This window comes from Pseudomonas sp. NC02 (assembly GCF_002874965.1).
In the GTDB taxonomy this organism is placed as follows: Bacteria; Pseudomonadota; Gammaproteobacteria; order Pseudomonadales; family Pseudomonadaceae; genus Aquipseudomonas.
The window spans coordinates 1,160,039-1,174,013 of record NZ_CP025624.1 but is presented as its reverse complement, the minus strand read 5'-3'; the positions used below and the strand labels follow the sequence as shown (position 1 = coordinate 1,174,013).

Here is a 13,975-nt window from a genome sequence, read left to right as displayed (position 1 = left end):
AAGCAACCTTACATGGCCAGCAGGCCCCCAGTTCGAGTTTACTGAATGCATTCACAGGCCCATGACGTTGGTGCGCCCCCTGTACTTGAAGCCCTGCGCTCGGGTACCGCTTTACTGCACGTCGCCCTGGAAAAGCGCTTGCCGTTTTTCTCCCCGCAGCTCGATCACACTCGGTATAAACGCCTGCTCCAGGCCTATTACGGGTTCTACAACCCTCTGGAAACGACGCTGCACGACAGCGGCTTGATACCCGTGGGGTTTGATCAGGTGCTGCGTCGCAAAGCTCCCACCTTGCTGACGGATCTTCACGCTCTGGGCCTGGACGCCCGAGCCATCGCCGCCCTTCCCCATTGCATGTCGCTACCGCTCCTCGACACGCCGGCCGCCTGCCTGGGCGCGCTGTATGTGTTGGAAGGCGCCACCCTGGGCGGGCAGATCCTGCGCCGGGAAATGGCCCAGCGCCTGGGACTGGATACCGACAACGGCGGCGCGTTTCTCAACGTGTACGGCGCTGAAACCGGTCGGCGCTGGAAAGACTTTCTCGACTACCTGAGCCATGTGCCCCTCGATGCGCACGCCAAACTGCGCGCCGTGAACGCGGCCCGCTCGACATTCAGCTGCTTTGAGCAATGGCTCGACAGCCAGGAGGTACTGCTATGAAACCCGAAGATTTTGAAGAGTTGCTTGCCAACTGTGCAGACGAACCCATCCGCTTCCCGGGGGCCATCCAGCCCCACGGTGCGCTGCTGACCCTGTCCGAGCCGGAACTGCATATCGTGCAGGTGAGCGCCAACGTAGCCGAACTGTTCAACCACTCACCGGAATCCCTGCTGGGCCAGCCGCTGCACACATTGATCGGCATTGAACATGCCGAAGCCGTCCGGGCCATGGTCACGCAAAACAGCTTTTTCGACGCCGCACCGCTGCACATGACCCTCAACGGCGCCGAGTTCGAAGGCTTGCTGCACCGCCATCAGGATGTACTGGTGCTGGAGTTCGAACCACGGCTCAAGGACTTCCAGCCGCGGGCACTCAATGGCCGGACCAGCAACCTGGGCAAGATGCTGCAACGCCTGCAGGCGGCGAAAACCCTTCAAGCCTTGTATGAAATCAGCGTCAACGAAATCCAGGCCATGACCGGCTACGACCGGGTGCTGATTTATCGTTTCGAAGAGGAAGGCCACGGCCAGGTGATCGCCGAAGCGTCCGCCCCGTCGATGGAATTGTTCAACGGCCTGTTCTTCCCGGCGTCTGACATCCCCGAACAAGCCCGGGAGCTGTACCGCACCAATTGGCTGCGGATCATCCCCAATGCCGATTACGAGGCAGTGCCGCTGGTGCCCAGGTTGCGCCCGGACACCGGCCAGCCCCTGGACCTGAGCTTCGCCACCCTGCGCAGCGTGTCGCCGATTCACTGCCAGTACATGAAAAACATGGGGGTGCTGTCGTCCATGAGCATCTCCCTGATGGCGGGCGACAAACTCTGGGGCCTGATCAGTTGCGGCAACCGCCAGCCGCTGCTGGTGCCCAATGATTTGCGCACCGCGTGCCAGACTATCGGCCAGGTGCTGTCGTTGCAGATCAGCGCCATGGAGGCCCTGGACCTAAGCCGCCAGCGCGAAGAAAAAGTCGAGGCCCTGGCCTTGCTCAGCCAGGCCATGCAGGCCTCGCCCGCAAACGTCTTCGATGGCCTGGCGCAGCGTCCGCAATTGCTGATGGACCTGACCCTCGCAGGCGGTGTGGCGATCATCGAAGACAAGCAACTGCACCGTTACGGCAATTGCCCGGAACCTGCGCAGATTCGCGCCCTGCACAAGTGGCTGCAAGAGACCGGGCAGCCGGTGTTTGCCAGCCATAACCTGGCCTCGGTTTACCCGCCGGCGGCTGAATACCAGCACGTAGCCAGTGGCGTGCTGGCCATGAGCTTGCCCAAGCCGGTGGACAACGGCGTGTTGTGGTTTCGTCCCGAAGTGAAGGAAAACATCAACTGGAGCGGCGACCCGAACAAACCCCTGGACCTGGAAAGCACAGACGCGGGCCTGCACCTTCGCCCACGCACCTCGTTTGAAATCTGGAAGGTGGAGATGGCCGGCATTTCCACCAAATGGAGCCACGGTGACCGCTTCGCCGCCAACGACCTGCGCCGCTCGGCCCTGGAAAATGACCTGGCCCGCCAGGTGCTGCGTGAACAACAGGCGGTGCGCGCCCGGGATGAACTGGTGGCGGTGGTTTCCCACGACCTGCGCAACCCGATGACGGTGATCTCGATGCTCTGCGGCATGATGCAAAAGGCCTTCAGTTCCGATGGCCCACACACCTCGCGACGGATTTCCTCGGCCATCGATACCATGCAACAAGCCGCTGGGCGCATGAATGTGCTGCTGGAAGATTTGCTCGACACCTCGAAGATCGAAGCCGGGCGCTACACCGTCAAGCCGGTGGCCCTGGACGTGAGCCAGATGTTCGAGGAGGCCTATTCACTGCTCGCGCCCCTGGCGATGGAAAAGGGCATCGACCTGTCCTTCAATGCCGAACCCGGGCTGCAAATCCATGCCGACCCGGAACGGTTGTTCCAGGTGCTGTCGAACCTGATCGGCAACGCCATCAAGTTCACCCCGCGCCAGGGCAATATCGGCATCAGTGCGTTGAGCAATGGCGAAGAGATTGTGTTTTCGGTGCGTGACTCCGGCGAAGGGATCGCCCCTGATCAGTTGCCTCACGTGTTTGATCGCTACTGGACGCAAACCGAAAACAATCCCACCGGCAGCGGCCTGGGCTTGTACATCACCCAAGGCATCGTGCAGGCCCACGGCGGGCGGATCGAGGCTGAGAGTGAGTTGGGGCGAGGCAGCGAATTTCGGTTTACGGTGCCCAAGCCGGCTTGAAACGGCGCCTCATCGAGACGGCGAAGCATATGGAAACCCAAAGGCCCGGAACGCCGGACCGGGCCAGGGCCACTGATCAGGACGCACTCAAAGGGAGGTGAATGCGCACACTTCACGTCCTTTCTAATGAGAGCCAACATCTATGTCCTTTCCAATCATTGGCAGCGCTTTCCATATCCAATCCTTCAATCAACCCACTCATTCGCCTCAAGCCACTCAACCCGTCCAACCTGTTCAGCCGGCCCTCAAACCAAACGATGAGCCCTCGCGTAGCAGCTCCAACCAGCAAATTTTTCAGTCGAATAGCGGTAATCTGACTGATCTGGGAAAAGGGAATTTGCCGTGAGGGTTTAAGCCTTCCTAAACCGGCAACACCACCACGGCGGCCAACCCGCCACACGGGCGATTCTCCAACGTCAGCGTTCCACCGTGTTCCAGGACAATCGCCCGTGCCGTGGAAAGGCCCAAACCGACCCCGCCGGTACTTTTATTGCGTGAGCCTTCCAGCCGAAAGAACGGCAGGAACACCTGCTCATGCTGCTCCTGCGGGATGCCCGGGCCACGGTCCAGTACCCGTATCGTCACCACGCCCGGACTCTGTTGCAGTTCGATTTCCGGCGCCCGCCCGTAGTGGATCGCATTGTCCATCAGGTTGGTCATCACTCGCTTGAGCCCCAGCGGGCGACCGAAATACACCAGCCGTGGCGGGCCATTGAAGGTGATGTCGATGGACTGGTCGCGGTAATCGTCAATCAGCGTTTGCAGCAACTCAGCGAGGTCAAGTTGGGTAGCCTGTTCCAGACGCGCATCGTCGCGAAAGAATTCCAGCGCGGTGTTGATCATCGCCTGCATCTCGTCGACATCCCGGAACAGGCGGTGCTGCTGGTCGGCATCTTCGATGAATTCCCCCCGCAGGCGCAGGCGGGTCAGCGGCGCACGCAGGTCATGGGAAATCGCGGCGAGCATCTGGGTGCGGTCCTGGATGAAGTGCTGCAACTGCGCCTGCATGCCGTTGAACGCGAGAATCGCCTGGCGGATTTCCTGGGGGCCGACCGGCTCGATAGGCGGCGCACGAAAGTCGGCGCCGAAACGTCGCACACCCTGGGCGAAATACTGCAGCGGCCGGGCCAGGCGCCGGGTGGCGATCAGCGTGACCAGCGCGGTGGAAATCAGTACCAGCATCAGCACGATCAGGCTTCGCGGGCCTTCCGCCAGGCCCCAGCTGCGCGACGGCGCGCTGAACATCAGCCAGGATTCATCCACCAGCTGCACCACCAGCGCATAGCGCCCGCCGGGGCCAGGCCAGTCGGACGGTTCGTAGGCTTCCATTCGCCGCTCCGGCCCCTTGAGCAGCTGTTTGAACACCTGGTCGGAGTGAAACCCCGGGTCTTCCAGAACCGGCACATCAATGCCTGTGCGGGTGGCCGACCAACTCACATTGAAGCTGTCATCGGCCACTGCCCGAGTCAGTTGCGCGCGCTGGGACGGCTCCGCCGCTTCGATCATCCGCACGATCACCGCGACCTTCTCCAACAGGCCGGTTTCACCCAACGGCGGCCTGGCCCAAACGCCAGCCAGTTGCACAAACAGCGCATTGAAGGCCAGCGCAGTGAGCATCGCAATCAGGATGGTCAGGGCAATCCAGCGGGCCACGGTGTCCCGAGGTTTGAAGCGGCTCATGAGCGGGTCACCGCGACGGTGAACTGGTAACCACCGTTGCGCACCGTACGAATCATCGCCGGGCGCTTGGTGTCGAACTCCAGCTTGCGTCGCAGGCGGCTGACCTGCACGTCGATGCTGCGGTCGAACGCGTCGTGGCTATGGCCCCGCGCCAGGTTCAGCAATTGCTCGCGGGTGAGCACGCGCTGCGGGTGTTCGACGAACACCAGCAGCAGGTCGAACTCCCCGGACGACAACGGGATCATCACCTGGTCCGGCGAGCGCAACTCACGGCGCGTCAGGTCCAGTTGCCAGCCGGCGAAACGAATCAGCGGGCGCGACACGTCGCCCAACGTCGGCCGGTTTTCACCCGCCCGACGCAGTACGGCGCGCACCCGGGCAAGTAATTCACGGGCATCGAAAGGTTTGCTCAGGTAATCATCGGCGCCCATTTCCAGGCCCACCACGCGATCACTCAGTTCGCCCATGGCGGTCAGCATGATCACCGGTGTTGCGTATTGCTGGCGCAGGCGCTGGCACAGCAACAGGCCGTTATCCCCCGGCAGCATCAGATCGAGGATGATCAGGTCGGCAGGTGTACGCTCCATGGCCGCCCACAGCTCGGCGCCATTGGCGGCGGTCTCGACCGTGTAGCCATGTTGCAGGAAGAATTTCTTCAGCAGGGCGAGGACCTCGAGGTCATCGTCCACGATTAAAAGATGGCTCACCGATGGGCATCACTTGGTCTTGTCGATGCGCCATCTAAAACCATTCGACGCGGCCCGTCATATATTTCAATCGTGCAATAAAGCGTCAACGGCGCAATAAAGCAGACATCTTTGCGCAAGCTGCGGCTGCCAGCATCGGCTTCCTTTTCCCGGAGACTGACCCCATGCGCTCGCTGACGTATCCCCAGCACCTGGCTCGCCAGGCGGTGTTGTTGCTGACTGTGTCTTACCTCACAGGCTGCGCGAGCCCGGCCAACGTAACGAGTACCACACGCTGCGCACAGGTTTCCTACCCGGTGTATGACCCCGCCGAACCAGTCAACCGGGGCGTGTTCGCCTTCAACCGCGCGGTGGATGACTACGCCCTGGCGCCTGTAGCCCGAGGCTACCGATACATGCCGGAGTTTTTCCAGCAGGGTGTGCATAACTTCGCCAGCAACTTCAGCGAGCCCAAGGTCTTCATCAACGACCTGCTGCAAGGCAACCCACGGCGTTCGATCAACACCCTGGGACGTTTTGCGGTGAACACCACCGTGGGGATCGTCGGCTTGATTGATGTCTCGGACCCGCTGGGCATCCCTCGCCACACCGCCGATTTCGGCCAGACCTTTGGCGTGTGGGGGATTGGCAACGGGCCGATTGTCGAACTGCCGTTGCTGGGCACCGGCAACAGCCGCGATGCGGCGGGCAAGGTCCTGAACTTCCTGGTGGCGCCGCTGGGCGACAGCGATACCGTGCAAACCCTGGGCACCATCAGCCTGGTGGGTGGCACAGTGGACACGCGCGCCTCGTTGCTGCCGCTGACCGACAGCCTGCAAAAGCTGCCGGACTACTACAGTGCCTTGCGTAACGTGGTGGCCGAACACCGCGCGGCCTTTGTGCTGGAGGGCAAGCAGGGGGCGACGTCGCCTCAGGCCGATAATTGTGCACAGGGAGCCGGCGATGATTTCTGAATCAAGCTCACTGGTCCTGCAACGTCAGGTTCGTAAACGCGGGACCAGCGCCCTGCTCTGCCGGGAGATCCGCCTGAGCCTGTCGTCGGAGCAGGGCCGCCTGGTGCTGAGCCGCTATGTCGAACGGTACAGCCCGCAGGGTGTGCGCTGGGTCGAGCGCCAGCACAGTGTGGCCCTGGCCGAAGTGCTGCGCTGGATGATTGCCGAAGGCGAGACCTGCGCCACGCAGTCATGATTTGAGATGAAAGGTTTATAGCCCGGGCCAGTGGGCGCCGGGTAATTTGCCGCTCGCCCGGGTATCGCGCCTTAACAAAACGCTGACATTCAATGCGTTACCTTTTCGGCCCAACCTTGCCCAGAGCCGTTGCCTTGATGCCTCACCCCGACACACTTCCCGCTGTACTCGCCGGCCCGTTGCTGCGACGCCTGGAACCGCGGCGCCTGGTGATGTGGCTGGTGGGAAGTCGTCCCCTGGCATTGACCCTGAGGCTGCAAGTCGCCCAAGGCGCGGCGCTCGATATCGAGTTGGACGCCAGCCAATGCAAGGTGGTGCCCGTCGGGCGCCAGGCCTTTATCCATCTGATCGACATACCGCTGGCGGAAGCCCTGCCCCAGGACGTGAGCATCGGCTACGACCTGCTGGTAAACCGTGCCGGTATCGCCGAATGGGCGCCGCACCTGCTCTACCCGGGCGCACAAGGCCCGCATTTCGTCCTGCACAGCCGCATCCACCAATTGGTCCACGGTTCCTGCCGCAAGCCCCATCACAGCGCAGCCGACGGTTTGCTGTGTGTCGACCGGCTGCTGGCCGAATCGAACACCCTGGAGGAACGCCCGGCCTTGTTGATGATGAGTGGCGACCAGGTCTACGCCGACGATGTCGCGGGGCCGATGCTGCGGGCCATTCATGCGCTGATCACGCGCCTCGGCCTGTTCGATGAACACCTCGACGGTGCCGTCGTCGACAACAGCGCCGCGCTTTATGAGCATGCCGCCAGCTACTACCATCGAGCCGACCTGTTGCCCGCCCTGAAGAGCAACGAGACCCTGCGCGAGCGTTTTTTTGGCGGGGTGAAGAAGCCTATTTTCACCAGCAGCAGCGCCGACAACCACCTGGTGACTTTTGCCGAAGTCATGGCGATGTACCTGCTGGCGTGGTCGCCCGTACCGTGGCAGCTGATCACACCGCAAGCGCCGCAACTGCGCGCCGAAGGGCACGTACGCTATGGGCACGAGCAAGTGCAGATCGACACGTTCCGTGACGGCCTGGGTGGCGTGGCCAGGGTGTTCGCCCACCTCTCCTGCCTGATGATCTTCGATGATCACGACATCACCGACGACTGGAACCTCAGCGCCCAATGGGAAGAAACCGCCTACGGGCATCCGTTCTCCAAGCGCATCATCGGCAACGCACTGCTGGCCTACATGCTGTGCCAGGGCTGGGGCAATAACCCGGATGCGTTCGATACGGTGATCGGCAAAACCCTGGCGCTCACCACACAGGCCCACGACAACTACCTGCAGCCTGACGCTCAAGATGAGCTGGTGGATGACCTGCTGAAGTTCCAGCAATGGCATTACGTACTGCCCACCACCCCCGCACTGGTAGTGCTCGACACCCGTACCCGGCGCTGGCGCAGCGAGTTCAACCTCAAGCAACCCTCCGGCCTGCTGGACTGGGAAGCACTGAGCGAACTGCAACAGGAGCTGCTGGATCACCCTTGCGCGATCATCGTTTCACCGGCGCCTATCTTCGGCGTCAAGCTGATCGAAACCGTGCAGAAGGCCTTCAGCTGGTGCGGCTACCCGCTGTTGGTGGACGCGGAAAACTGGATGGCCCACCGGGGCGCGGCACAGGTGATCCTCAACATCTTTCGTCACTCCCGCACACCGGGCAACTACGTGATCCTCTCGGGAGACGTGCACTACTCGTTCGTCTATGAAGTGCTGATTCGCCACCGCAATGCCGGTCCAAAAATCTGGCAGATCACCAGCAGCGGCATCAAGAACGAATTCCCGCCGCGCTTGCTGGAATGGTTCGACCGTCTCAATCGATGGCTCTACTCACCGCGCTCACCGCTGAACTGGTTCACCCGTCGCCGACTCATGCAGGTAGTGCCGCATATTCCGGAACACGCTGAAGCGGGCGAACGGCTCTGGAATTCTGCCGGGATCGGGCAGGTGTTTTTTAACCGGCAGGGGCAGCCTGAGGCGATTTATCAGCACAATGCCAATGGGGCGCCCAGGACCAGGATGGCGGCGCCTGATCAGAAGCTGAACCCAAGCAAGTAGTGGCTTTTAGCCACACTCTCACTAGACCAAAGACCCCCTTCTAAGCGCCAAGGCGCCGTTGTACAGTACCGCCAGCCACGGAGTATCGGCATCAATTTTGGCTGGCCCCAGGAGCCAGTCCACGCAGGGAGTGCGCAATGGACGATACATCCGGCAGCGAACCGTCAAGGAAGGACTTTTGCGACCTTAACGCCGACATGCTGCATGCCATCATGGAGCTGGTCAGCGACGGGATCTGGGACTGGAACGCCAACACCGGGTTCGTCTACCGCAACCCCGGCTGGTACGAAATGCTCGGCTATGCCCATCACTCCCTGGAAAACAGCGTATTCACCTGGGAAAACGTGATTCATCCCGATGACTATCCCCAAGTGATGGTGCTGTTTGATAACTACATCAACCGCCGCACCACTCACTATCAAGCCGAATACCGCTGCCGCAAGAAAGACGGCTCCTACCTGTGGATCGAAGACCGCGGCTACGTGATCGCACGTAACGACGACGGCTCGGTGGCACGCATGGTCGGCGCCCACCGCAGTATCCAGGCGCGCAAACAGTCCATCGAACAGCTGGAGCGCCGCAATCAATCCCTTGAAGCCCTGGTGGCCGAGCGCACCCGCGAGCTGTCGCGGGTCAATCAACAACTGCAGTTGCAACTGGACGAGAATCGCTCCCTGGCCGAACGCGACGCCTTGACTCGCGTGGCCAATCGTTACCGCCTTGAACGCGTCCTGCTGGAAGAGTGCGCTCGCGCCCAACGGTTTCGCCTGCCGCTCTCGCTGATCGCCATGGACATTGACGACTTCAAGCCCATCAACGATCAGCACGGCCATGCCGTAGGCGATGAAACCCTGGTGCGCGTGGTGGAATGCCTGGAGGCCTGCATTCGCCACGGCGACTTGCTGGCCCGCTGGGGCGGCGATGAATTCATGGTCATCGTGCCCAAAAGCACGTTGGAGACCGCGCGGGAATTGGCCGAGCGGATGCGCTGTGCGCTCAAGGACTTGCCCGCCGTGGGCAGCTTCAAGGTGACGTTGAGCCTCGGCGTGGTAGAGCGACGCAACGATGAGTCACCCGCCTGCCTGATGGCCAGGGCCGATCAGGCGTTGTATCGCTCCAAGGCGGCGGGCAAGGACACGGTTTCTTCGTGAAACCTCAGCGAACCGGCGGCGCGTACTGGATCCCGCCATTGCTCCACAGGGCATTAAGGCCGCGCTTGATCTTCAGCACGCTGCCCTGGCCGATGTTGCGCTCGAACACCTCGCTGTAGTTGCCCACTTGCTTGACGATCTGCACGACCCAGTCCTTGCGCAGTTTCAGGTCCTTGCCGTAGTCACCGTCTGCGCCGAGCAAACGGGCGACGTCCGGGTTCTTGCTGGACTTGGCTTGCTCTTCAACGTTCTGCGAAGTGATGCCCATTTCCTCGGCATTGAGCATGGCGAACAGCGTCCACTTGACGATGCTGAACCACTCGTCGTCGCCCTTGCGCACCAGCGGGCCCAATGGCTCCTTGGAAATCACTTCCGGCAACACCACGAACTCATCCGGGTGAGCCATCTTGATCCGCTGGGCGTACAGCCCCGACTGGTCGGTGGTGAGCACGTCGCAGCGGCCCGCTTCGAGGCCCTTGGCACTTTCGTCAGCAGTGTCGAAGGTAATCGGCGTGTACTTCAGGCCGTTGGCGCGGAAGTAATCCGAGACGTTCAGCTCGGTGGTGGTGCCGGCCTGGATGCAGATGGTCGCGCCGTCCAGGTCCTTGGCGCTCTTCACACCGAGCTTGGTGTTCACCAGGAACCCGATGCCGTCGTAGTAGGTCACGCCGGTGAACACCATGCCCATGCCCGCGTCACGGGAACTGGTCCAGGTGGTGTTGCGGGAAATCAGGTCGATCTCGCCGGATTGCAACGCAGTGAAACGCTCCTTGGCGGTCAACTGGCTGAACTTCACTTTCGACGCGTCACCAAAGAGTGCTGCGGCGACGGCGTGGCACACGTCCACATCAATGCCGGTCATCTTGCCGTTGGCGTCCGGCACGCCAAAACCCGGCAACCCATCACTGACCCCACACTGGATAAAACCCTTCTTCTGGATCGCATCCAGGGTCGCCCCCGCGTGTACGCTTGCGGCCAGCCCCAATAGTGCTGCGGCGGTGAATGCCGCCAACGTGGATTTCATGTGCTTCATGCAAGGCGCTCCCTGTCGGTCTTTATTATTCGGCGCCACAAACCCGCGCCGTTTATAGTGTTGCCGGTCAGTATCAACGGCTTTACACCTTGGCCACAAACGACGTTTAGGCAAAGGCTCCTTCCGATTTGGAATGAACTTCTCATGATCTCGAAACGCTTGACCCCTTCGATGACCGCCCTGCAGTGCTTCGAAGCTGCCGCCCGCCACCTGAGTTTCACCCGCGCTGCCGAAGAACTGCACCTGACCCAGAGCGCGGTGAGCAAGCAGGTGGCACAGCTCGAAGAGATGCTCTGCCACCCGCTGTTCCAGCGGGTGCGCCAGCGTTTGTACCTGTCGCCGGCGGGCTCGCTGTACCTGGAGGAAGTACGCAAGATCCTCAACCAGGTAGATATTTCCAGCCGCTACATCCTCACCTACGGTGGCGAGACCGAAGTGCTGCGCATCGCCACCCAGCCGACCTTCGGTGACCGCTGGCTGGTGCCCAAGCTCAAGGATTTCGCCGCGCGCCATCCCAATATCCATCTGGACGTGCGCAACGAACTGGAGCCGTTCGACGTGTTGCAGGCCAAGGCAGATATCGCGTTTTTCTTCGGCCAGGGAGCGTGGCCGGGGGCAACTTGCATCGAGTTGTTTCGCGAAGCCGTGGTGCCGGTCTGTGCCCCCGGGTTTGTTGCCGCTGGCAGCGACGCCTCGTCCCGCCACACCTTGCTGCAATGCACCTCGCGCCCGGAAGCCTGGCACGAGTGGTTTCTGGAACAGGGCCTGCACTCGCAAAACAGCTACCACGGGCCGCGTTTCGACACGTTCTACATGTGCATCCGCGCCGCGCAATCGGGGTACGGCGTGGCGTTGGTGCCGCAGTATCTGGTGGCCGAGGAATTGGCGAACGCCAGCCTGATGATCCCCTGGGATTACAGAATGCCGAGTGCCGGCGCGCACTTTATCGCCCATGCCGAGCATGCCGGGGAGATCCCGAAAGTGAAGGCGTTCCTGAACTGGATGGTGGATGTGGCGAGGGAGCTTGCTCCCTCGCCATAGCACATCCCGACTTTTAATAATGATCCGGCGACTTTATTTCGTTTGCGGGGCAAGGCGGCTCACGGCTTAGATAAAAGGACGCATCCTATTCTTGAGTCCCGGATCCATGAGCCGCGAAACCATCAGCCAGTCGATTTCCATCGTCCACCCCATCAGCCTCAGCCATGGCCGGAACGCCGAAGTCTGGGACACCACCGGCAAGCGCTTCATCGATTTCGTCGGCGGCATCGGCGTGCTCAACCTGGGCCACTGCCACCCGCGTGTGGTGGAGGCGATCCGCGACCAGGCCACCAGGCTCACCCACTACGCCTTCAATGCCGCGCCTCACGCGCCCTACATCGAACTGATGGACCGTCTTACCGCATTCATCCCGGTGGATTACCCGGTCAGTGGCATGCTCACCAACAGTGGAGCGGAAGCGGCGGAAAACGCCCTGAAAATTGTCCGCGGCGCCACTGGCCGCACCGCCGTCATCGCCTTTGACGGTGCGTTTCATGGGCGCACGCTGGCGACGCTCAATCTCAACGGCAAGGTCGCGCCCTACAAGCAAAAAGTCGGCGTATTGCCGGGGCCGGTGTTCCACCTGCCCTACCCCAGCCGCGACAACGGCGTGACCTGCGGCGAAGCACTCAAGGCGATGGACCGCCTGTTCAGCGTGGAAATCGACGTCGACGACGTGGCCTGTTTCATCATCGAACCCGTGCAGGGCGAAGGTGGTTTCCTGGCGCTGGACGTGGAATTTGCCCAGGCCCTGCGACGCTTCTGCGATGAGAAAAACATCCTGTTGATTGCCGATGAAATCCAGTCCGGCTTCGGCCGCACCGGTCAGCGCTTCGCCTTCTCACGCCTGGGCATCGAACCGGACCTGATCCTGCTGGGCAAAAGCATCGCCGGCGGTGTGCCGTTGGGTGCGGTGGTGGGTCGCAAGACATTGCTCGACAACCTGCCAAAAGGCGGCCTCGGCGGCACCTACTCCGGTAACCCGATTGCCTGCGCGGCGGCCTTGGCCACCCTGGATGAAATGACGGACGAGCACCTGCAAGGTTGGGGCACTCAGCAGGAAGAAGCGATCGTCAGTCGCTATGAATCATGGTGTTCGAAAAGGCTCTCCCCCTACCTCGGCCGCTTGACCGGCGTGGGCGCCATGCGTGGCATCGAACTGGCCAACGCCGACGGCAGCCCGGCGCCACAACAACTGGCCCAGCTGCTGGCACTGGCCCGCGAGGCGGGTTTGTTGCTGATGCCCAGCGGCAAATCGCGGCATATCATCCGCCTGCTGGCGCCGTTGACGATTGAAGCGGCGGTGCTGGAGGAAGGGCTGGATATTCTTGAAGAGTGTTTGCCGAAGTTGGCTTAAAAACCAGAAAGCCCGGCGGGAAGCTGGGCTTCGAACGGAAAACGTCAGTGGACGAGTCGGGCGACGCCAAAGGCGATGGCAGACAGAACGCCCGCAGTTCCAACAAACCATTTCAGGATACGGGTTTCCATTGATTGCATGTCTGTCCTGAAATTGGCGATCTCAAGACGCAGCCCTGATGTGTCTTCACGAAACTCGGCCCTTGTGGCGATCAGGTCAGCCTTGGTCACCATCTGTTCTTTTATGCCATCGAGCTTCGTCTCTACTCGCGAAAGCCGATCGCGTATATCAGGAAGTGCTTTTTCAATCGTATCAATACGCTTTTCCAAGTCGTTTCCTCCTCCGCTGCCTCCACCACTTTTGCGGGTACTCTCGAGTGAAGAGGCTTGACGATACTCGTGTCGAAGATAACTCACATTATTCTTGAGGTCATTCGCCATTTGGGATGCCTTTTTCCTTGGCCAACGCGTTTAAATCATCAGCGACGCTGTCCATGTAATCGATAAACTCATTCAGTTTTAACCAAGCCTCATCTGCCGCCTCTTTCACTTCGGCATTTTCACTGTGTTTCAGAGCACCGGACAAACTGATGATCCCGGAGCCCAGTCTGGACATTGCACTGTGATACTGACCGAGAATAATGACTAGTTCCCCGGCTGTTACGGCCTTTGCCTCACCTACGTTGTCGTCGCCTTCCATGTCGACCCCCCATCTGTTTTGGTGACGCAGATAACCACGCCCTCAAACACAAACCAACGCACAGATTGCTACCAAATCCGACGATCCAGCGCACTATTACCAAATCCGAAAGAATCCATCTTCCGTTTAGCCCTTTCTCTCCCCGCGCCAGGGCTTTATCCTTGTCAGCAACAAACT

At 61.0% G+C, this 13,975-nt stretch carries 13 protein-coding genes; 8 read left to right on the top strand and 5 right to left on the bottom strand.

All coding sequences use genetic code 11. The features are described from left to right. Positions 1-45 precede the first annotated feature (45 nt). A complete protein-coding gene (locus tag C0058_RS05330; protein WP_102368175.1) occupies positions 46-660 on the top strand; it encodes a biliverdin-producing heme oxygenase in 615 nt (204 codons plus the stop codon). Then, the gene (locus C0058_RS05325) at positions 657-2,885 is read left to right on the top strand and encodes an ATP-binding protein (protein WP_008438474.1); all 2,229 of its coding nucleotides are present in this window, start codon (positions 657-659) and stop codon (positions 2,883-2,885) included. The genes C0058_RS05330 and C0058_RS05325 overlap by 4 nt, the downstream gene beginning before the upstream one ends. A gap of 360 nt (positions 2,886-3,245) precedes the next feature. Here C0058_RS05325 and C0058_RS05320 read toward each other — a convergent pair whose 3' ends face one another. Together C0058_RS05320 and C0058_RS05315 are read right to left on the bottom strand one after the other, a co-directional pair. After that, the gene (locus C0058_RS05320) at positions 3,246-4,565 is read right to left on the bottom strand and encodes an ATP-binding protein (protein ID WP_102368174.1); all 1,320 of its coding nucleotides are present in this window, start codon (positions 4,563-4,565) and stop codon (positions 3,246-3,248) included. Continuing rightward, positions 4,562-5,272, bottom strand: a complete 711-nt coding sequence (locus tag C0058_RS05315; protein WP_023659139.1) for a response regulator — start codon at positions 5,270-5,272, stop codon at positions 4,562-4,564. Before C0058_RS05315 ends, C0058_RS05320 begins: the two co-directional genes overlap by 4 nt. Positions 5,273-5,436: 164 nt before the next feature. On the opposite strand from C0058_RS05315, the gene C0058_RS05310 reads away from it, so the two are divergent. The 4 genes from C0058_RS05310 to C0058_RS05295 all read left to right on the top strand — a co-directional run bounded on the left by C0058_RS05310 (position 5,437) and on the right by C0058_RS05295 (position 9,668). Then, positions 5,437-6,225: a VacJ family lipoprotein gene (locus tag C0058_RS05310; protein WP_003210369.1), complete on the top strand. Its 789-nt coding sequence runs from the start codon at positions 5,437-5,439 to the stop codon at positions 6,223-6,225. Further along, complete coding sequence (locus C0058_RS05305) at positions 6,215-6,460, top strand: hypothetical protein (protein WP_102368173.1); 246 nt, start codon at positions 6,215-6,217, stop codon at positions 6,458-6,460. Before C0058_RS05310 ends, C0058_RS05305 begins: the two co-directional genes overlap by 11 nt. A gap of 137 nt (positions 6,461-6,597) precedes the next feature. After that, the gene (locus tag C0058_RS05300) at positions 6,598-8,517 is read left to right on the top strand and encodes an alkaline phosphatase D family protein (RefSeq protein WP_102368172.1); all 1,920 of its coding nucleotides are present in this window, start codon (positions 6,598-6,600) and stop codon (positions 8,515-8,517) included. 137 nt (positions 8,518-8,654) lie between these two features. Then, positions 8,655-9,668, top strand: a complete 1,014-nt coding sequence (locus C0058_RS05295) for a diguanylate cyclase (protein WP_023659140.1) — start codon at positions 8,655-8,657, stop codon at positions 9,666-9,668. Positions 9,669-9,672: 4 nt separating this feature from the next. On the opposite strand, the gene C0058_RS05290 is transcribed toward C0058_RS05295, so the two are convergent. Continuing rightward, positions 9,673-10,701: an amino acid ABC transporter substrate-binding protein gene (locus tag C0058_RS05290; RefSeq protein WP_102368171.1), complete on the bottom strand. Its 1,029-nt coding sequence runs from the start codon at positions 10,699-10,701 to the stop codon at positions 9,673-9,675. A gap of 144 nt (positions 10,702-10,845) precedes the next feature. On the opposite strand from C0058_RS05290, the gene C0058_RS05285 reads away from it, so the two are divergent. Beyond that, a complete protein-coding gene (locus C0058_RS05285; protein ID WP_003210377.1) occupies positions 10,846-11,742 on the top strand; it encodes a LysR substrate-binding domain-containing protein in 897 nt (298 codons plus the stop codon). A 106-nt stretch (positions 11,743-11,848) separates the two neighbouring features. Next, positions 11,849-13,099, top strand: coding sequence for an aspartate aminotransferase family protein (locus C0058_RS05280; RefSeq protein WP_102368170.1), 1,251 nt, complete (start codon positions 11,849-11,851; stop codon positions 13,097-13,099). A 44-nt stretch (positions 13,100-13,143) separates the two neighbouring features. Here C0058_RS05280 and C0058_RS05275 read toward each other — a convergent pair whose 3' ends face one another. After that, on the bottom strand, positions 13,144-13,428 hold the full coding sequence (locus C0058_RS05275; protein ID WP_250884721.1) for a CCDC90 family protein: 285 nt from the start codon (positions 13,426-13,428) through the stop codon (positions 13,144-13,146). A gap of 100 nt (positions 13,429-13,528) precedes the next feature. Beyond that, a complete protein-coding gene (locus C0058_RS05270; protein ID WP_102368168.1) occupies positions 13,529-13,798 on the bottom strand; it encodes a hypothetical protein in 270 nt (89 codons plus the stop codon). Positions 13,799-13,975: the final 177 nt, after the last annotated feature.

Coding starts and splice junctions, on each gene's coding strand:
- C0058_RS05330 (WP_102368175.1), top strand. CDS start 46: ATGCATTCACAGGCCCATGACGTTGGTGCGCCCCCTGTACTTGAAGCC.
- C0058_RS05325 (WP_008438474.1), top strand. CDS start 657: ATGAAACCCGAAGATTTTGAAGAGTTGCTTGCCAACTGTGCAGACGAA.
- C0058_RS05320 (WP_102368174.1), bottom strand. CDS start 4,565: ATGAGCCGCTTCAAACCTCGGGACACCGTGGCCCGCTGGATTGCCCTG.
- C0058_RS05310 (WP_003210369.1), top strand. CDS start 5,437: ATGCGCTCGCTGACGTATCCCCAGCACCTGGCTCGCCAGGCGGTGTTG.
- C0058_RS05305 (WP_102368173.1), top strand. CDS start 6,215: ATGATTTCTGAATCAAGCTCACTGGTCCTGCAACGTCAGGTTCGTAAA.
- C0058_RS05300 (WP_102368172.1), top strand. CDS start 6,598: ATGCCTCACCCCGACACACTTCCCGCTGTACTCGCCGGCCCGTTGCTG.
- C0058_RS05295 (WP_023659140.1), top strand. CDS start 8,655: ATGGACGATACATCCGGCAGCGAACCGTCAAGGAAGGACTTTTGCGAC.
- C0058_RS05290 (WP_102368171.1), bottom strand. CDS start 10,701: ATGAAGCACATGAAATCCACGTTGGCGGCATTCACCGCCGCAGCACTA.
- C0058_RS05285 (WP_003210377.1), top strand. CDS start 10,846: ATGATCTCGAAACGCTTGACCCCTTCGATGACCGCCCTGCAGTGCTTC.
- C0058_RS05280 (WP_102368170.1), top strand. CDS start 11,849: ATGAGCCGCGAAACCATCAGCCAGTCGATTTCCATCGTCCACCCCATC.
- C0058_RS05270 (WP_102368168.1), bottom strand. CDS start 13,798: ATGGAAGGCGACGACAACGTAGGTGAGGCAAAGGCCGTAACAGCCGGG.